17 protein-coding genes and 1 pseudogene are annotated in these 20,027 nt (G+C 38.1%); all 18 read right to left on the bottom strand.

Features of this window, described 5'->3' with window-relative positions; translation table 11 throughout:
- Nucleotides 1–6: 6 nt before the first annotated feature.
- Entirely contained in the window at nucleotides 7–777 is a 771-nt protein-coding gene (locus GMB29_RS10455) for an electron transfer flavoprotein subunit beta/FixA family protein (RefSeq protein WP_136358280.1), read from the bottom strand.
- Nucleotides 778–798: 21 nt separating this feature from the next.
- Complete coding sequence (locus GMB29_RS10450; protein ID WP_136358282.1) at nucleotides 799–1,992, bottom strand: thiolase family protein; 1,194 nt, start codon at nucleotides 1,990–1,992, stop codon at nucleotides 799–801.
- Nucleotides 1,989–2,852, bottom strand: coding sequence for a 3-hydroxyacyl-CoA dehydrogenase family protein (locus GMB29_RS10445; RefSeq protein ID WP_136358335.1), 864 nt, complete (start codon nucleotides 2,850–2,852; stop codon nucleotides 1,989–1,991). Before GMB29_RS10445 ends, GMB29_RS10450 begins: the two co-directional genes overlap by 4 nt.
- Nucleotides 2,853–2,961: 109 nt before the next feature.
- Nucleotides 2,962–5,070 (bottom strand): acetate--CoA ligase family protein, encoded by a 2,109-nt coding sequence (locus tag GMB29_RS10440; RefSeq protein ID WP_136358284.1) that lies wholly within the window; start codon nucleotides 5,068–5,070, stop codon nucleotides 2,962–2,964.
- Nucleotides 5,054–6,235 carry an acyl-CoA dehydrogenase family protein gene (locus tag GMB29_RS10435; protein ID WP_136358286.1) on the bottom strand — a complete coding sequence of 394 codons (1,182 nt, stop codon included), beginning with the start codon at nucleotides 6,233–6,235 and terminating at the stop codon, nucleotides 5,054–5,056. Before GMB29_RS10435 ends, GMB29_RS10440 begins: the two co-directional genes overlap by 17 nt.
- A gap of 223 nt (nucleotides 6,236–6,458) precedes the next feature.
- Nucleotides 6,459–7,235, bottom strand: coding sequence for an enoyl-CoA hydratase/isomerase family protein (locus GMB29_RS10430; RefSeq protein ID WP_136358288.1), 777 nt, complete (start codon nucleotides 7,233–7,235; stop codon nucleotides 6,459–6,461).
- A 28-nt stretch (nucleotides 7,236–7,263) separates the two neighbouring features.
- Nucleotides 7,264–8,664 carry an MmgE/PrpD family protein gene (locus GMB29_RS10425; RefSeq protein ID WP_168733964.1) on the bottom strand — a complete coding sequence of 467 codons (1,401 nt, stop codon included), beginning with the start codon at nucleotides 8,662–8,664 and terminating at the stop codon, nucleotides 7,264–7,266.
- Nucleotides 8,665–8,736: 72 nt separating this feature from the next.
- Nucleotides 8,737–9,912: an MFS transporter gene (locus tag GMB29_RS10420; protein WP_136358292.1), complete on the bottom strand. Its 1,176-nt coding sequence runs from the start codon at nucleotides 9,910–9,912 to the stop codon at nucleotides 8,737–8,739.
- A 173-nt stretch (nucleotides 9,913–10,085) separates the two neighbouring features.
- The gene (locus tag GMB29_RS10415) at nucleotides 10,086–11,591 is read right to left on the bottom strand and encodes a tripartite tricarboxylate transporter permease (RefSeq protein ID WP_136358294.1); all 1,506 of its coding nucleotides are present in this window, start codon (nucleotides 11,589–11,591) and stop codon (nucleotides 10,086–10,088) included.
- A 12-nt stretch (nucleotides 11,592–11,603) separates the two neighbouring features.
- Nucleotides 11,604–12,095 (bottom strand): tripartite tricarboxylate transporter TctB family protein, encoded by a 492-nt coding sequence (locus GMB29_RS10410; RefSeq protein WP_136358296.1) that lies wholly within the window; start codon nucleotides 12,093–12,095, stop codon nucleotides 11,604–11,606.
- A 117-nt stretch (nucleotides 12,096–12,212) separates the two neighbouring features.
- The gene (locus GMB29_RS10405) at nucleotides 12,213–13,196 is read right to left on the bottom strand and encodes a Bug family tripartite tricarboxylate transporter substrate binding protein (RefSeq protein ID WP_136358298.1); all 984 of its coding nucleotides are present in this window, start codon (nucleotides 13,194–13,196) and stop codon (nucleotides 12,213–12,215) included.
- 299 nt (nucleotides 13,197–13,495) lie between these two features.
- Entirely contained in the window at nucleotides 13,496–14,272 is a 777-nt protein-coding gene (locus GMB29_RS10400; protein WP_136358300.1) for an enoyl-CoA hydratase/isomerase family protein, read from the bottom strand.
- 186 nt (nucleotides 14,273–14,458) lie between these two features.
- On the bottom strand, nucleotides 14,459–16,354 hold the full coding sequence (locus GMB29_RS10395) for a sigma-54-dependent Fis family transcriptional regulator (RefSeq protein ID WP_136358302.1): 1,896 nt from the start codon (nucleotides 16,352–16,354) through the stop codon (nucleotides 14,459–14,461).
- A 504-nt stretch (nucleotides 16,355–16,858) separates the two neighbouring features.
- Nucleotides 16,859–17,242, bottom strand: coding sequence for an aldehyde dehydrogenase family protein (locus GMB29_RS10390; RefSeq protein WP_136358304.1), 384 nt, complete (start codon nucleotides 17,240–17,242; stop codon nucleotides 16,859–16,861).
- An 88-nt stretch (nucleotides 17,243–17,330) separates the two neighbouring features.
- Nucleotides 17,331–17,624: pseudogene (locus GMB29_RS10385) on the bottom strand (family 1 glycosylhydrolase); the annotation flags it as partial.
- A gap of 364 nt (nucleotides 17,625–17,988) precedes the next feature.
- On the bottom strand, nucleotides 17,989–19,128 hold the full coding sequence (locus tag GMB29_RS10380; RefSeq protein WP_136358306.1) for a CAP domain-containing protein: 1,140 nt from the start codon (nucleotides 19,126–19,128) through the stop codon (nucleotides 17,989–17,991).
- 90 nt (nucleotides 19,129–19,218) lie between these two features.
- Nucleotides 19,219–19,461, bottom strand: a complete 243-nt coding sequence (locus tag GMB29_RS10375) for an aspartyl-phosphate phosphatase Spo0E family protein (RefSeq protein ID WP_227551660.1) — start codon at nucleotides 19,459–19,461, stop codon at nucleotides 19,219–19,221.
- Nucleotides 19,462–19,513: 52 nt separating this feature from the next.
- Nucleotides 19,514–19,723, bottom strand: a complete 210-nt coding sequence (locus GMB29_RS10370) for a DUF2187 family protein (protein WP_196305242.1) — start codon at nucleotides 19,721–19,723, stop codon at nucleotides 19,514–19,516.
- Between the last annotated feature and the right edge of the window lie 304 nt (nucleotides 19,724–20,027).

Below are 20,027 nucleotides of genomic sequence, written 5' to 3'. Positions count from 1 at the left end.
CACCTTTTATATAACTTTTGCTTCTGAACTTAACAATGATACTAACTGTTTCACTTGCTCATGGGCATCTCCCTCAAGTATTCTTCCAGCCTGTTTTACTTGTGGGAGGAAAACTTCAACCATAGATGTCTTTGCTTCAACATTCTCTTCCTCTATGTCAAGATCATCAAGCTCTAAGATTTCAAGCGGTTTTTTCTTTGCTTTCATAATTCCTGGTAATGAGGGATACCGCGGCTCATTTAATCCTTGTTGTGCCGTTACGAGAATTGGAAGTGATACTTCAATGGTTTCTACATCCCCTTCCACATCTCTTACAACCAGCGCTTTCCCTTCATTTACATCCAGCTTGGTGATTGCTGTAACTTGGGCAATTCCTAATCCTCCAGCAACAAGGGGTCCAATTTGAGCGGATCCTCCATCTACCGTCATATTTCCAGCAAGGATTAGATCAATCTCTTGTTTTTCTAAGTATTTGACAAGGATGGACGCAACTGTGAATGAATCGACGTGGTCCAAATCCTCTATTTTAATTAAAACCGCTTTATCTGCTCCCATCGCTAGTGCAGTTCTTAATTCTGCCTCTCCGTCTTCATCCCCAACCGTTACAACCGTCACTTCTCCACCATGCTTTTCTTTCAATACAATCGCCTCTTCGATGGCATATTCATCGTAAGGATTGATAATGAATTCGGCATCCCCTTCATGGATCTGACCATTTTTAATGGAGATCTTTTCTTCTGTATCGAAGGTTCTTTTCATCATGACAAAAATATTCATTTCTATTCTCCTCTTTCTTTCTTAAATTTGTAAATTCTCAACGATAGTCGTAATACCCAAGCCCCCGGCAATACAAAGGGTGACAAGGCCGTACTTTTCGCCGCGTCTTTCCATTTCATGCAATAATTTTGTCATTAAGATAGCTCCTGATGCTCCAATCGGATGGCCAAGAGCAATGGCACCGCCGTTTACATTGACTTTATCCCAGCTGATATTCCATTTCTTAATAACAGACAATGCTTGTGCCGAGAAAGCTTCGTTTAATTCAATCAAGCCGATATCATCAAAGGTTAGTCCTGCCATTTTTAATGCCTTCAAAGTAGAGGGAACAGGTCCGATCCCCATGATATCTGGAGAAACACCGGATGCTGCTTGTGCAATCACTTTTGCCTTTGGCCGCAACCCTTGTTTTGCCGCCGCATCTTCTGACATAACAAGCAAAGCTGAAGCACCGTCATTTCTGCCGCTGCTATTTCCGGCTGTCACTGTCCCACTTTCTTTAAAAACAGGCTTTAAGGTAGAGAGTTTCTCATAAGATGTTTGACGTGGATGTTCGTCACGATCAAATACAACATGTTGTTTTTTCCCTTTTATCTCAAATGGAACAATTTCTTTATCAAAAAAACCCTTTTCTATAGCTGATAGAGCCAGTTCTTGACTCCGGGCAGCAAATTCATCCTGTTCAGCACGAGAAATATGATATTTTTCCGCTAAATTTTCTGCTGTGATCCCCATATTCAATTTCCCATAAATCTCTATTGGCTGGGACCTAGGCTGACTTTCCGTATTTGGATCTAAAATCTCACCATTACCGGCACCATATCCATATCGAGCATTTCGAATATAATAAGGGGCAGTGCTCATGCTTTCCGCACCGCCGGCTACAACCATATCTGACAGTCCGCATTGAATTTGCTGCACTGCATTGTTAATGGCTTGAAGTCCTGATCCACATTGACGATGAATGGTGTAGCCTGATACTTCTATTGGATATCCAGCTCGCAATAATGAAAGTCTTGCTAGATTAGAAGAATCAGCACTTTGTTTGCCTTGTCCTAAAATCACTTCATCCACTTGATTTTTATCAATCCCTGCACGGAGGGCAATTTCATCCAATACTTTTGCAGCCAGATAATCTACTTCGACATCTTTTAAACTGCCTCCTAAACGACCGATAGCCGTTCTAACTGAATCAACGATAACAGCATTTCTCATTTGCTTCCCACCTCATTGCTATAGTCATAGAAACCAACCCCTGATTTCTTTCCAAGTCTTCCAGCCTTCACATATTTTGTTAAAAGCGGACATGGGCGATATTTTTCTCCTAAGGTTTGATACAAATATTCTATATTTCTCAACCGTGTATCCAACCCGACAAGATCTGCCATTTCAAGCGGCCCCATTGGATGGTTTAACCCTAATTTGATGGCTTTATCAATATCTGCAGCAGAGGCGACACCTTCCATCAGCATATTCATCGCTTCATTCCCTATTAAGCAATTCATTCGGCTTGTTACAAATCCGGGAAATTCATTGACTTCAACGGTTTCCTTTTTCATTTGCTCTGCAACCTGCCTAGCTGATTCATAGGTTTCATCCGAGGTATTTAACCCTCTGATGATTTCCACGAGTTTCATTTTGTGGGGGGGATTGAAAAAGTGCATGGCGATACATTTATCAGGCCGCGATGTCTGTGCTGCAATTTCGGTTGGGCTCATCGTTGACGTATTTGTCGCTAGGATTGTGTGTTCCGGGCAAATTTCATCCAATTTTTTAAAGATTTCGATTTTCAAATCCATCTTTTCAAGGACTGCCTCAATAACAAGATCTGCCTCCCTTACTGCTTCCTCCATACTTGTTGTAAAAGTAATTCGATGAAAGCTTTCGATTTCTTCTTCCGCTGTCAGAAACCTTCGTTCTACAGCTTTTTTCATTTCTGCTTTCATATAAGCTTCAGCTTTCTCTAAAGCTTTCGTGCTAATATCCTGAAGCTGCACTTGAAAATGATTGACACTAGCAGCATAGGCGATACCCGTTCCCATCAGACCGCTTCCGATTACAGCTATTTTCTTCATCGTTTCCGCTCCGTTCTCAGTATGCTGTTTAATAAATCCTGCGTGAAAGATAGTTTCATTACTTTCTTCTTTCACGCAGGCAAACATCGTATTAAATAAAGGTCTTTAATCAGTTTTTTAGCAATTGGCTATATTTCACTAGGTAATTCATGATGCTCACTACTTGTTCTGGAGATGCGTAAACAGGGAGATTTCCTTCTTCGTATAAAGCCATTGCTTTTGGAGCAATACCATCTGCTCCTAAGCGCCCAACAACAATCGGTTTGTCTTGCTCTCTCTGAACCTCCATAATGGCTTCAGCAATAACCGCTGCACCCGGATCTGCATTCGTTGTTAACATCACAATGACGCCATCAATATACTGGTCTTCGGCAAGTGTTTGCAGCACTTTTTTGAACATTTCAGGCTTAGCAATGACTTCAGCCGTTACATCCACTGGATTTTGCGCAGAACCAAATGGCGGGATTAGTTCTTTTATCTTATCTGAACTTTCGGTTAATTCAGGAACGATTAATCCTTTTTCCGAACACAGATCCGCGATGACACTGCAGGCTCCACCTGAAGCGGTCAATACACCAATGCGATTACCCTTTGGTAATTTTTGAACAGTGAAAGCTCTTGAAACATCAATTATTTCATCTATACTCGAAATTCTCAGAGCGCCAAGCTTTTGGAAAGCGGCTGAATAAACCGCATCATCCCCTGCAATGGAACCTGTATGCGATTGCACGGCTTTTTTTCCAACTGCCGACCTTCCTGTTTTAAACACCAATACCGGTTTCTTTGCTTTTAAAGCTTTGGAAGTTGCTTTTTCAAATGCTTTGACATCTTTAATCCCTTCCATAAAGACGGTAATCACCTTTGTTAATTCATCTTCAGCCAATATTTCGATAAAATCTGTCGTGGTCAAGTCAGCTTCATTTCCAACACTTACCCATCTGCTAAAACCAGCACTTTGTTCCCATGCACGGCTTAGGAGGGCGCTTCCCATCGCACCGCTTTGTGAGATAAAGCCAATATTCCCAAGCGGCTTCACTTTTGATTCTAATGCAGCTCCAAAAGCGGTATAAATGTTTTTAGATGGACTGGCAATACCGATGGAATTAGGACCAAGCACACGGATATTTCCTTTTTCCGCAAGATTCATTAGCTCTTCCTGAAGCTTTTTCCCTTCTTCCCCTATTTCCGCAAAGCCAGAGGAGTATACAATGACTGCTTTCACGCCTTTTGCAATACAATCCTCCATGACTTGCGGAACACTTTTGGCTTCCACAATGATACAAGCCAAATCAATATCTTCTGGAACCTCTCTGATAGTTGGATAAGCTTTATAACCCTTTATTTCAGAGGCACCTGGATTAATAGGGTAAAGCTTGCCAGGGAATTGATTTTCAACCAGGTAGCGAAAAAGCCGTCCGCCATTTTTCTTTTCGTTCGCAGATGCCCCGACCACTGCTATAGAAGCAGGGTTAATCATTTTCTCTAGATTTTCTAGTGATCTTTGCTTACGTCCTGTTTCTTTCTTTTCTCCTAATAAAATCCTGACATCACAAATGAAAGCATCTTGATCTGAAAAAATAACAGGATTTAGGTCTAACTCTTCAATTTCAGGTCTCTGCTTCACTAATTCATTTAATCCCAGACAAATGTCTGCTACGATCTCTTGATTCAGCCCTTCTTGTCCGCGGTAGCCTTTAATAATTGGATACGTTTTCAATTCTTGCAGCATTTCTTCAATATCTTTTATAGAAACCGGCATCATTCTCATGGCAAAATCTTTCATAATTTCAACGAAGATTCCTCCAAAACCAATCACAAGCTGGTGGCCGAATACAGGATCCTTTTTCACCCCAAAAATCAATTCTGTTCCTTTTGGAGCCATTTTTTGCACGAGAATTCCTGCCATGTTTGCCTTATTATCGTAATTTGAAGCGTTCTCCATAATCTCGGTAAAGGCTGCTTCAACTTCTTCCGCATTCCGGACATTTATTTTAACGATTCCTGCTTCTGTTTTGTGAACAATATCTCTAGACATCCCTTTCAGTACTACGGGATATCCGATTCTCTGTGCATACTGAACAGCTTCCTGCTTCGTTTTAACCAATAATGATTGGGCTACTGGAAGCCCTAACTCTTTTAAAAGCTGGGCTCCTTCATGTTCCATTAAAAAGAGTGGTTGTTCTTCTACAGCAACGGAAACATTATGATTTAGTGACAACTTTTTCTCCCCCTGTCTTTGGTCTTCTTTGACTAAATCTCATACCCAATACATCTTCAGCAATTTTATTTTTCAATACTTCCGGAGTTCCACCGGCAATCATCCAACCTCTAACTCTTCTAAAAATGTACTCTAGCGGGTAGTCAGTAGAGTAACCATAACCGCCAAAGATTTGAACTGCTTCATGTGCCACTTCAAATGCAGTGGTATTAATATAAGCCTTTGCCATATTCGCATCTAAAGGATTTGGAGCCCCTTTATCAGCATTAGTTGCAGCTTTATATAATAGCAGTCTTCCAGCCTCTAACTTCATTTTCATTTCAGCAATTTTCCATTGAGTTCCTTGGAATTCAGCTAACGGACGTCCAAATTGTTCTCTTTCCTTTGCATGCTGTACAGCCATATCAAAGGCAGCCTGTGCTAATGCTAGTGATCTTGATGTATTTCCCATCCGTTCAATGTTAAACATTGTAAACAAGCGTTTAAAACCATTATCAGGAACTAAAATATGACCAACTGGGACTTCGCAATCTTCAAAATATAAAGCACAATGCTCTTCACCAGACATATGCGTTTCAGTTTTTCCAATTGTAAAGCCAGGAGCGCCTCTTTCCACTAGCACGGCACCGCACGTTTTCACACTGTCTCCAAAATTAACCCATACAACATAATAAGAATTATGTGGTCCATGTGTATTAAACACTTTTGATCCATTGATAATGACTTTATCTCCTTCAATACGAGCTTTCGTCTTTAGGTCTGTAACTGCAGAGCCTGCGTTAGGCTCTGACATCGCAACTGAAATAAGCTTCTCACCAGCTAAAATAGTTGGAAGAACACGCTGCTTCAGTTCTTCTGAGCCATATGCAGCCAATTGGCGAATTGCCCCGAAATTCCCCACTTGCAGCATATCAGCTGTACTAGGACAAACTTTTGCCACTTCTTCCATAACGATAATCGCTTCAACCAATGACATCCCTTGACCGCCATCCTCAATCGGTAGGGTCATACCCATTAAGCCATTTTCCGCTAGAATTTTAGCGTTCTCCCAAGGTACTTTATGATTTTTTGTCCATGTGTAAGCTTTTTCTGAGAACTTTTCCTTTGCAAAGTTTTTTGCCCATTTTTGTAATTCTAGTAAATCTTCACTTAAGTTGAAATCCATTTTAAACTCTCCCCTTGTTATGATTAATTAATAATTGCTTTCGTAAATACTAGTAGCAAGATGCGTGCCAACTTTAAAAAACACTAAAAATAATACGATATTTCAGCTTTATTGTTTATCATTTGAACACACTTGTTAAAAAAACAAACAAAAACAGACGAACCATTTTAAGTCCGTCTGTTTATTTTTTTAATAGCAGAGTTCAGTTTATGAACAAATGATGTTACTTTCCTTGATAATGCGGTGGTCTTTTTTCTAAAAAGGCCGTTGTACCCTCCAATTTATCATCAGAATTAAAAAGAATGGCTTGAGCAAATTTTTCTAATGTTAAGGCGGTCTTTATATCTATATCATACCCTTGATGAATCACCATCTTCGCTAATTTCACTGCCATCGGTCCTTTTTCAATGATTTTATGAGCTTTTCCTACTACCGTTTCCCATAATTCTTCCATCGGTACGACAGTAGAAACTAAGCCAATCCTTTCAGCCTTTTCCGCAGTAATGATTTCACCCGTTAAGATCATATCAAGCGCTGTCCCTTTCCCTAGCATCCGTGATAATCTTTGTGTACCGCCAGCACCGGGGATGATAGATAAACTGAGCTCTGGCAAGCCGAATTTAGCATGCAAAGCAGCAACACGGATATCACAGGCAATGGCTAATTCACAGCCGCCTCCGAGAGCATAACCGTTAATCGCCGCAATGGTCACTTTCGTACTTTGCTCTATCCTTTGACATAAGCCTGAAAGTCCTGGCAACAATGCATCGGCTGCACTCTTTTCCCTTAACTGTCTAATATCAGCACCTGCAGCAAAGGATTTCGCTCCCTCCCCTGTAAGTACAATTACCATCACGCCTTCATGATTTTCCCATTGGAGTAATGCTTGTTCAATTTCACTAACTGTTTGATTATCTAGTGCATTTCTCACTTCAGGCCGATTAATCTTGATTACACCAATAGCTCCATCTTTATACATAAGAATATTTTCAAAGCGCATTCCTATTTCCTCCTTTTCCAAAATGGATTTAAATAGAATAAAGAGTTTCCATATATTCCTCGAGATTTTTAATACTTTGTACGATTGACTTTGCTCTTTCTTCGCCAATAATAGAAGAACAATTGGCAATAAATTTCATTTCTAGCTTTTCATCTGATAATGGTTTTGAAGGCTCTCCTAGCGGGTTTTCCACATAACATGTTAGTGTTTTGCTATTTTTCAACTTGATTTCAAGTCTCGCTGCCCGTTGTGCAGGATAATGTTGATCGGCTTCCTCATCCACATACACTTCAACTAATTGCGCCAGCCTGCTAATGGTTTCTTTTGTCTGCTCTGGTTGAAAATGATTAACCTCCAAAACTGGATGATAAATAGCTGACGCAATCGCATACGGCAAACTCATTTGTGCATCCAATAGTGTTTGGCAATTCTTATGGCGATGTAAATAAGCAATCTTATTGACGCCTATACGAATTTCAGCAATATCTAGTGGTTGAATTTGTGCATTCATTTTTAATTCATAAACAGCATCAATCGAAGAATGTAAATGCCGGCAGCATGGATATGGCTTAAAATATATATTCATAATTTCATATTTTTCACCGATATCTTTAAACATTCGTTCCACAGATACTTTCCCATCTGCAAAGGCCTGAAAAAGACCGTTTTCCCCTTCCAACACATCCTTCGGCCCTGATAATCCCTTTCTTGTCAGTTCAACTGCAGAGATTCCATCACGTGCAGCCTGCCCAGGATGAATCCGTTTCACTTCCGAACCTGTACCTAAAAAAGCAAAAATCCCGCCAGCAAAGCTCCCGGCTATCCCAAAAGCATTCTGGACTTCTTCCTTTTTCAATCCATATAATACGCTAGCTGCAGCTACAGCACCGAAAATACCAGCTACCGGTGTATTATGGAAACCTCGCTGCCTCGAAGATGGATGAATAGCAGATGAAATTCTTAGGCAAACGTCATAACCGATTACAATGGCTTTTGCCAATTCATCAAATGTTGGTTTTACATGTTGCGCTATAGCAAATACAACTGGAAATACAACCGTTCCGGGATGAACCGATCCCCCTGTATGTCCATCGTCCATATCAAGGCAATGGGCACTCGTCCCATTTAAGAAGGCAGCGTTTCCTTTTAATAATCCCGATTGATACCCAATGATGTTCGTCGTTCCTCTTCCTTCAGATTCTATCAAGTATTCATAAACAAGCCTGCTTACTTCTGTGTTTGCTCCTGTGATCGCCGCACAGACATAATCTAAACAAGTTCTTTTCACTTGATGAACTAACCCTTTATCTAACTGAATATTTCCATAATTAGCTACATGGGCAGCCAATCGTTCTGTCATATTTTGATCGTCTATTGACTGGTACCCTTTTTCTGAATTCATAACGCTGATTGTGTTCTTATCATTCATATTCATTTTTCCTCCTATTTACAAGAACGTTTCTCATCGATATTATTTTTGTATTTAATAGCACATTTATATTTAACGAACTTTTACCTTTCTTTCCGACATTTCATCTTGCTTCACCTTGTCAATAATTCCGCGTGCAGTTATTGCACCTGCTGCAAGTACAATCGCTTTCATAAATAAAATTGGACCCAATCCGATTAATGTACTTAAATTAGCAAAAACAAAGGGAATGATCGTTTGCCCAAGCCTGTTAGCAGCCAGCCGAATTCCCAATACCTCCCCAGTTTGACCAGGAGGAGAAACATTGTATGAGAGGACAATCGTTAATGGCTGGGTAACACCTAGACCTGCTCCTAATAGAAAGGAAGCAGCAAAAAGCAAAGAAAATTCATGAAGAAACGGAATCATGCCGTAAGAAATGGCACCAATCATCATAAAAATCCACAGCACTGTCACCCTGCCAAACATCATTATTAACCTTGGCATAAAAATTCTTACCAAAACATTAGAAGCTGCTTGTGCTCCTAAAAGCAATCCTATTTGTGAAAAATTTAGTCCGATGGATTGGGCATACAACGGAAAATAGACATAGAATATATCTAAGGCTGATAAGATAATCATACTGACCAGAACAGCTCGAGATAAGCCAGGAATTCGAAACAACTCTTTCATACTCGTAGACTTTTCTTTCTTTGACACGGAAGCAGTTCTTGAAGATTTAGTAATGAAAAAAGATAGAACCATAGGGACAAAGGGAACAAATGCTAGAATCATAAATGACAGTTGAAAGCCATAATGTTCGGTTGAATATCCTCCAATGATAGGACCGAGCAGCATCCCAGCTGAAGAGAAAAGACTAAATGTCCCAACTGAACGATCACGATTCTTATTTGTTGTTGACTTCGCTACTCCATTTTGAATCGCGAGTATGGCAAGTAATTGTGATCCACCTAAAATGAGCTGTGAGATAAATAAAATTTGAACACTTGGAAAAAAGTATGGAAGACACAAAGAAATAAATAATCCTAGTGATCCAATGAATATTGGAATTCTCTCTCCATATCGATCAATATAACGCCCGGCAAAAATAGCGATAATAAGTGGTGCAATCGAATAACAGGCCGTGATCATTCCAATTTCGAACATCGTTGCTTCTAACTCGTTTGCAAATAAAGATGTCATAGGTCTTGCTGCAAAGACTGAAATAAAAATAAAAGGAGTAACCATATATAAAAGGTTCCGTTTCATACTTCCTCCGCGTTTGAATCATTTTGAAATGAAAAATACATGTTCTACCATTCCTTTCTTTTAATAGCTTCAACACAGTAGAACAATAAATCCCTGTTTTCATATCTAAAACAGGGATTTTCTAATAAGTTATTAAACTGGAAAGTGATATCCTGTTTAATGGAAGGATTTAGTTAAACTTCAAAATCACCTTCTATTAAATTTTTCTTCTTTTTAAATCCATTTAATGTGCTGAAAACTAGTAAAAGCAAACCGATAGCAATTAAAGTACCAGAAATCGGGCGCATAAAGAAGATGAGAAATCCATCTGTTGATGACGCAAGTGATTGAAGAAATGAAGACTCAATTTGGCCTCCCAAAACAAATGTTAAGACGGTTACTGCAGCAGGAATATCTAGTTTTTTCATGATATATCCCACAACCCCAAATAAAAGCATTAACCCTACATCCCATAAGCTATTATTAATACTGTAAGTCCCAACCATTGTTAAAATAAGAATCAATGGAAATAATAGCTTATATGGAACAAGTGCTATTCTCGCCCAAAATCCTGCTAATGGAAGATTAAAAATGAGCAGAATGAAATTACCAATAAACATACTGGCAATAATGCCCCATACAAAATTAGGGTTGTTTTGGAATAATGCAGGCCCTGGAGCTAAACCATGCATCATAAAGGCTCCTAGTAATACAGCAATCGTTGGCGAGCTAGGAATGCCGAGTGTAAATAGCGGAATGAGTGCGGCACCACTGTGAGCGTTGTTAGCCGTTTCAGGTCCTGCAACTCCTTCAATAGCCCCTTTCCCAAATCGAGAAGGATCCTTTGCCATTTTTTTCTCAATAGAATAAGAGATCAGGGAGGAGATCGTTGCTCCTGCGCCAGGAATTAATCCAATTAACATCCCGATACCTGTTCCTCTTCCAACTGATTTCATCGTTGGTTTCCATTCGTCCCTTCTTGGCAGCATTCCCTGAACTTTAGCTGGTTTATCCATTTTCATCTTATTTTCAGCATTTAGCAGGATTTCTGATATTCCAAAAAGACCCATAGCCACAATAACAAAATCAATACCTTCTATTAAATTCATTTGTCCAAAGGTAAATCGAATTTCTCCTGAAATCGGATCCATACCAATTAGCGCTAATAGTAAACCAAATAAAGCAGCGATAAGCCCTCTTGTTATTGATTTCCCCATCAATCCTACAATTAATAACAATCCAAGCAACATGAGAGCAAAATACTCAGGAGGACCAAACTTTAAAGCGAAGCGAGCTAATGGAGGACCTAAAAAAGTGAGTCCTAAAACAGCCACAATTCCACCAACAAAGGAACCGATTGCGGCAACTCCTAAGGCTGTTCCTCCCCTCCCCTGCTTTGCTAGTTGATGTCCATCGATACAAGTGATAACAGACGCTGATTCTCCCGGTGTATTAATAAGAACGGAGGTAATCGTCCCGCCATACATAGATCCATAGTAAATGCCCGCTAACATAATAATGGCAGATACCGGTTCCATCCCAAATGTAATCGGGATTAACAGGGCTGTTCCTGCAACAGGGCCCAGCCCGGGCAATACGCCTACAAACATCCCCATTGACACACCAATAATGCAATAGATAATGTTCCAAACGGTTAGTGCTTCCTGAAAACCAACTAATAGCCCTTGCAAAGATTCCATATCCTTCCTCCCCTACCAACCTAATACATTAACTGGCAAAGCCACATTTAATAAAGATCCAAATAACCAGAACAAGAAGATTGATACGAAAATAGCAATACCAAGACTCGTATACCATTTATATTCCTTAAAAAGCAGTGCAAAAAGGAAGATGGTCGTTGTTAAAACAAAACCCAAATAAGTAAGTGCCATTACGTAAAACAACATACATCCAACTATATAGGCTATTTTTCCAAATGACTTCTCATTTGGCGCACTTTCTTCTGGTGTGCTATCTTCTTCCTTTATTTCTGCAGCTTTTTCTTTTGTTTTACCATTTTTATAAGATTGATAAATATATATAAGTGATAAAACAGCAAGAGATCCACTTATCCAAGTTGAAAAAAAGCCTGGTCCTGGTCCTAAGGATCCCAAATATTCAAATCCGAGCGCTTGTACAAAAAAGACTGATGCAAAAAGGAATAAAAATATCCCTGCTCCCATTTCGCTTTTATTATTAAGCACGAACTCACCACCCTTTTCATGTTTTCTTTTATCTAAAAAGAATGAACGGCTATCATCTAAATCATTACCCTGCTTGATGATAAATGATTTAGATGATATGTATGTTTTGTTTTGGCTTTACTTAATTAATCCCACTTCTTTTAATACCTTTCTACTTTTCTCATAACTTCCCGTAATTTCTTTTTGAAAATCTTCTGGTCCTGCATAAGCTGGATTTGCTCCACCTTTATTAATTAGGTCAATAACAGCTGGATCCTCTAATGCTTTTTTGAAGGCATCATGCAAAATATCTAAAACTTCCTTAGGAGTATCTTTAGGTGCTAATAGTCCATGATAAACATCTACTGAAGCATTTTCGCTTGCCCAAGGGAAACCATCAAAGCCTTCTTCTTTATTACTACCGATATTTATTAACGGACGAACCTCACCAGATTCAACTAAAGCTCGTGGATTTTGAGCTTGAACGACCACACCTTGAACATGTCCACCTAACAATGCGGTCAGCGCAGGACCTGCACCATCGAACGGAACATGTTTTGCTTTAATTTTTTCATCCATAGATAAAGCTTCCATCGCAATATGACCAGTAAGACCTGTGCCTGCTGTGCCATAAGTGAATACTCCAGGGTTCTTTTTCATATAAGCTAACCATTCATCATATGTTTTCCAAGGAGCATCTGCTTTGACAATGATTGCTTGCGGATTAGAAAGCACACGCATAATAGGTGCAAAACTGTCATGGGAGTATGTTGCTTTTCCATAATTAGGCTGGATTGACAAAGCTCCAGTTGAAGTCATTAATAATGTGTAACCATCTGGTTTCGCATTCAATACTTGAGTATTTCCTACCGTAGCTCCTCCGCCAGGCTTATTAACAACTACTACCGCTTGCTTATTTGGCAAATATTCGCTGACCTTACTTGCCAGTGCCCTTGCTGCCATATCAGTCCCTCCGCCAGCATCGTATGGGACAATAATTTCAATTGGTTTCGTTGGGAAATCCGTATTTGCATTATCTGAAGCAGCATTTCCAGTCTGATTCGAACAGGCGCTTAAGATCATCATGGCAACTAAAACTAAATACAATGAAATTTTTTTCATTTTTTTCTTTTCCCCTTTTTAAATGAGATAGTTTATAGCCAGAATAAAAAATAAAATATAACGCTTTCATTTGTTTGTTGACCCTAAGTGTTTAATAAACATTTTCTATCTTTTACTTTCAGAATTCCGAATTCCCCTTTTAATTAAATGAAAACTTTATAATTAGGGTTAATATTCTGATTTTTATTGGTAGAAATTTCATCTTACTTAATTTCAATAGCAAGAATTTTTCCGTCTACCTGTTTCATTTTAAAACAGTTTGTGTTTTAATCGTTCAAATTTTAAACCTGATATGAGTTTTATTTCCCTATAAATTCAGGCCTTCGTTTTTCAATAAAAGATTCTACACCTTCTCTATGATCCAATGTCGTCCGTAAAAACGTTTGGCTCATATTCTCCTTTTGTATTACCTCTTCAAAGGACAGAGATGAAGAACTATTAATAATGAATTTTGAATGGATAAATGCCTGCAGTGCACCGTTCATTAAATCTTCCGCCAGTACAAGCGCTCTCTCCAACGCCTGATTTTTCTCAGCAATTTCATAGATGAATCCATAGTCATAAGCTTCTTCAACCGGAATGGTTACTCCCTTCCAAATCCATTCTTTGGCCTTCCACTCTCCTACTTTTTTCGGGAGATGATAGAGAAGGCCTAGATCAGGAATTAAACCAACATTTTTAAACGATAAAGAAAACTTAGAACCTTCCTCTGCGATAATAAGATCTGATGCTAATGCTAAACTCATCCCCGCTCCCGCTGCATATCCATGAACTGCGGAGATAACTAACTTTGGCATTCTACGGATTAATTCTACAATCTTAGCAGCCTGATCCATTGTTTGTTTAATTTCTAATGTTGTATACTTCTTTGCCATTCCCTTCAAATCCCCGCCAGCACAAAACGATTTTCCCTTGCCTGAAAGAATGACAACATGGATTGACTCATCCTGTTCAACTTCTTTTAAAGTGAATAAAAGTTGTTCTTTTAATCCTTTGCTAAAAGCATTTAACGTTTCGGGTTCATTTAAGTAAATAACCGCGATATGATGATGCTTTTCCAAAAGAACACGATTCAATAATCACACCTCCCATCATTTAATTTTCTGATTTATTGTTGATTGACCCAAAGCTAATCATTTCTTACACCCATTTATAAAGCAAGAAGTATGCCAACTTAATAACCTATTAAAACAAACCGGAAATCAATTAATCTGTTCATTTTAGTAACATTTTTACTAAGTCATCGTTTATATATTAAACAGTTAAGAAGTTTCACTTAATTTTTTCCACAACGTGGTACGGCTAATCCCTAATTTTTCAGCCACTACGGTTTTATTATGATCATTCAATTGCATCATTTTATTAATCACTTGCTTTTCTATTTCGTCCATCGTACCAAATTGAACCATGATTACCTCGTTTTGATTTAACTGACGATCTTCCTCTTCTGTTTCGCTTAAAATATCATTTATAAAGGCATCTTCCCCTTTAAATTTCTGTACACCGAGCTGAATTCTTTCGATAATATTTTCAAGCTGCCTAATATTCCCCGGCCAGCTGTACGTCAAAAAAAAGTTTTTTAGATTATCCGAGAAATCTTCAAAACAGAGTCTAGACCCCATCTTCTGTAGGAAGAAATCAACAAGAATCGGAATATCTTCCATTCTGTGACGCAATGGAGGAAGCCCCATATGAAGCACATTTAATCTAAAATATAAATCAGAACGAAACTTTCCTTCTCTCACCATATCCCAAAGTTTACGGTTTGTTGCCGCTACGACTCGAATATTAACGGGAATCACCCGATCCCCTCCAACTCGCATAACCTCTTTTTCTTGAAGTACCCTTAATAGTCTTGTTTGAATAAAATCGGGAATTTCTCCTATTTCATCAAGGAAAATCGTTCCTCCATGGGCCAATTCAAAGAAGCCCTGTTTCCCTCCCTTATTCGCACCAGTAAAGGCCCCTGCTGCATACCCAAATAATTCACTTTCAATTAAATTTTCTGGCAGAGCTGCACAGTTAACAGCCACAAAAGGACCATCCTTTCTGTTGCTGGCATTATGTATACCTTGGGCCATTAACTCTTTCCCCGTTCCGCTTTCTCCAATTATCAAAACGGTCGAATCCGTCGCGGCATATTCTTTAGCCAGTTTAATCTCGAGCTCCATCTGCTCACTTTTATGTCGAATATCTTCCAATGTAAAACGGGCTATTAATCCTTTTGAATGCAATTCTCTTCTAATTTCACTCTCTAATTTTTGAATCTTACTAATCTCTCGGCAAATAATAACCGTGCCGATCCGTTCTATTCCAACAATAAGCGGTTCATAATTAACAATTAGATTTTGCAATCGGAAACTTCCATTGTCAGTATATATGTTTTTTTCCTGCAACAGATTTAAGAGGAGGGGATTTCGTATTTCCTCAATTCTCTTCCCAGTAACAAATGATTCCTTTATCCCAAAAATCCTTTCGGCCGCAGGGTTAAATGTTTCTATGTGACCATCTTTTGATAGAAAGAGAATCCCTTCTTCCGTCACATTAATAACTGCCTTTAATCTTTCCGTCTCTTTTTTAATCAGTATTCGGTCTTGTGCTACTTGACTAGCTAAGATTAATGTTCTTTTTATTGTTCTCTCACTTGTAATAATGTTCATACTCTTCATTCCATAATTTTGAACAATTTCATGTGCCCGAATGCCGCCGCCCACTACTACTTCCATTCCCATTTCTTTTGCCTTTTTTATTTGCTTAACCAGCTCATCCCATGTATGATACGGCAATATCGTTACATCAAAACCAACTGTTTCAATCACTTGGTCAAAATTAAAAGCAAACCCTTCTTCCGGATAAGTGATAAAACAAATTTTATCTCCCAGTTCTTTTGCTCTTTTAAAAGAATCTAATATATCAAAATTGCTTGAAGCACTATGAATAACTGGAAGCGGTACCAATTTAGCAATTCCCTTGGCAGTCCCTGCCCGGCTTATCACCACTTCAAATCCACCCTGTGATACAAGTCTTTTTACTTCCTGGGCTGCTTCATTTAAAATTCCCTCAACAACAGTTACTGAAAAGTTAAGTTCTTTCGCAATTTTTTCAATCTTAGCTGTCAACTCTGGATTCCCCGATGTCATAATCATCTTAAAATTCATCTTTGATTCCCCCGTTTTGCTATTATCTATTAAATTATCTTTTTAATAATTAAATTGTAACCGTTCACATTTTAATCATACATGACAATAACTGAACAGTTAATAAAAAAGTCATACTCTTCAAAAATTATTTCTTTTTTTATTTTCATATAAAATTACATAATCACCTAACAATAAAACAGTGTTTTGCCTTTCAATAAGAAGACACAATCTGAATTGGAAATATTACTATTTTTTTATTAAGTATACAGAATAGAATGTATTGGATTAGTTGAAGCGCCGTAGGCGATGAAAGCCGCACGTACAGGTGCTAGCAGGGGGATAGGGAGAAATAACGTCATACCCTTAACTATCAAAAAAGATCGCCATCCTAATGGTCAAAACGGCCAAGTTAGGTTAACGATCTTTCTGATGTAATCTCTTATATATGATACTTGTGCAAATTCATAAAATCTTAACAAGTGACTTAAATAAATGTAATTACCTTAAGTTCTGTCATTTCCTCTATAGCATACTTTGGACCTTCTCTGCCAATCCCACTATTTTTATACCGCCATATGGAATGATATCCGCACGCCAGTTCGATGTATCATTAATATTTAGACCGCCCATTTCAATTTGATTGGCTAAGTAAAACTTTGTGTTAATGTCGTTCGTAAATGCACCTGCTTGTAAACCATGATCCGAATCATTTACTAAACGAATAACCTCATCCATATCCTTAAAAGGAATAGCAGAAACTACAGGAGCAAAGATTTCTTTATAACTAACTTTCATATCAGGCTTAACATCTGTAGGTAATGTCGGAAAAAATAAGGATTTATTTCGTTTATTCCCACACACTACTCTCGCCCCTTGTTCAACGGCTTCATGAACCCATTTAAACACTCCCTTCTAGAAATATAAAGTGAGTGTTTATACCTAGTTTAGGTTTTATCAAAGATTGCTATTTAGTTAAGCAAAAATAATAAAAATTTTATATTTTTTCTCCATTTGTTGCAATTACATCTTTATACCAATAGAAAGACTTTTTCCTTTTACGCTCTAATGTCCCACTGCCATCATCATTTTTATCAACATAAATGAAACCATAACGCTTGGACATTTCTCCTGTCGAAGCACTTACCAAATCAATACAACCCCAAGGTGTGTATCCCATCAACTCAACACCATCTTCAATGGCTTCACGCATTTGCTCAATATGGCCCCGGATGTATTCAATGCGATAATCATCATTAATCGAACCATCTTCTATTGCACGAATTTTGTCTTCAAAAAGGCAAACTACCACACTAGTAAAATGGGAATGGTTAATTCCTTCATATTCAATGGTTTACACAGTTATCACGAAAGATATCGAAAAGAGTTCTGAAAGCAAATTGACAGGTTCTGGTGCAATGATTTCACTAGTTTTAGAAATATTTATAGATTTTTATCGGAATCGAGAGTTACGTAGCTATTCCAAATATGGTAGATGAACTTCGCTTGATGGAACCCCAAAAGCGATGGATTAACTTCTTCGTGCGCTCGCCGCAAAGGGCCTTTCTTTCGCTGTTTTCTCTCATAAAACTGTATATTTTCTGCTTCCATGTTATGCAGTAGTTCCATGTTCAATCTACGTCATCTATTTTTATTCAAATTCTAAAAAGGCGGGAAATCACTATAAAAATTTTCAGTAAATAAGGCTGTGACTCGTTATTAAATGCCACTCCTACCCCTAAATATTCATAACTTTCCTGGAGGATGTTTTTTCTGTGTCCTAAGGAATTCATCAGCCCTTCGTGGGCAAAGATGCTGCTGAACTGACCGTATGCCAGGTTTTCACCAGCAGTAATAAAACGAATATTGTCTTCTTTCATATGATCAAATGGAGATTGGCCTTGTAAATTTGTATGGTCCAAATATTGATTTTCCGCCATGTCCATACTATGCTCCCGAGCCGTTTCTCTCACATGATCATCCCATGTTAAAATGGGCAAATCGTGATTTTCTCTTGAAGCGTTTGTTAAATCAAACAACTGATATTCAAAGCCTTCTTTTTGCTCCTGGCTTGATTCGGTATAAAAATCATTTTTGTTTTGTTCCAATTCTTCATCGATCACTTGAATAGCTGTAACCGTATTGTTTTCGTGCTTATCATAAAAAATCGTGACATAGTTGTTGTCGAGCTGGAATACATCATATTCTCCATTACTATTAATCTCATAGTTGACCAAACCTTTTCTCATAATGGATTCAGGTGTACCTAGTTGCTCCTGAATCGTTTGCTTAGGGCTCCCCAGTTTTATTCCCGTTGAAGAGGCAATCATATCTTGATTAGTATAAAGGCCGCGGACGATATCTTCTTCATCATAAGCAACCATAATAAAATTTTGGTAGTTTTCATGATAGGCGTCCCAGCTGACACCATATTCATTTTTCGAAGTCCTTTTCGGCTTACCAATTTCCTGCTCAACATCAGCTCTTGATTCGCCTAATTCAATATTATGGATCGAAAATAGTTGGTCTTTAGGAGCTGTTAATTTTGGTCTTTCAACTTTCGAATCGTTTGATTCTGACGGCTGGTTATTTAACGTCAAAAATAAGGAATTCAATTGCTGATTTAAAGTATCAATCGCAAAATTGATTTCCGGATTTTCTTTTACTGAATCGACTGTGGAACGGATGGAATCAGTTATAGTTAAAGGAACAAATTGTTGAACTCGCTCTTCCCATAACGACTTTGAAACATAACCGATAAACACTAGTATTATTAATAGAATAAACCGTTTCATAGCTACACTCTCCAATTTCAATCTTTATCGTTCTATCTATTATTTCTTAAAAATTTTTAGCAACGACATTAATCCGGGAAAATTGTACGTTTATATACAGCATGGACACAGTTTAGCCGATTTCCTGTACGTTAGGAAACCGGCTAAACTGTGTCCATGCTGTTTTTTCATAATTGACAAAATCGCAGCATCTAGTTCCTCTGATAGTCTAAGAGTTTGAGAGCTGGTTAATCCCTTAGTCATTGCCGAGTGTATCAGTTGTTTTCTTTTTTGTTCAATTACTATGGTATCTTCATTTTGAGGGATTATAATGAATGATTCTGCTTTTTTCACAATTTATCTCGTTCCTTCTGAAATTAAGTATTAAAAATTTCATCCTCCTAATTTATGTCACCTTTTTATGCACCTGGTTCGTGATGATTTCATAATTTCTATGGTGTACAACCGTTAAAGTACTAAGTGATTCGATTTTATCAGCATCTGCCTGGCTTATTTCTATAATTGCAGAGCGGTCTAATGCTTTAATGATTTCCCCCTTGACTTTTATGTTATTTCTTACAAATGAAACTTCTAATCCCACAAGAAATTCACCCATTTTCTTCATCTTCTTTCTTTTCATTTATTTTATTCGTTTATTTTTAGGTTTAAATCGTTCCAGGTTTAAGCATTCCTGTTTTTTGTTTAGACAAACCTCCTTTGTTTAAGCTAATTCCATCTTAACGATGCTAAATTAGAGCAAAATAACAGAAAGATTAGAAATTAATTAGAATTCTTTTGGGGATGATGGAAGAATTTATTGGTTAAAAAGAAAGTTAGTTGTTGGGGAATCGTGGGTTAATTCGTTTATTAATGAAGATGGCTTCTTAAAAACTCTAAAACCTAAATGGGCTGTGTCGGAA

Origin of the sequence: Metabacillus sediminilitoris (assembly GCF_009720625.1) — a bacterium.
GTDB classification, from domain to species: domain Bacteria; phylum Bacillota; class Bacilli; order Bacillales; family Bacillaceae; genus Metabacillus; species Metabacillus sediminilitoris.
The sequence above is the reverse complement of the archived record's forward strand: the minus strand, read 5'-3'. Positions and strand labels throughout refer to the sequence as shown.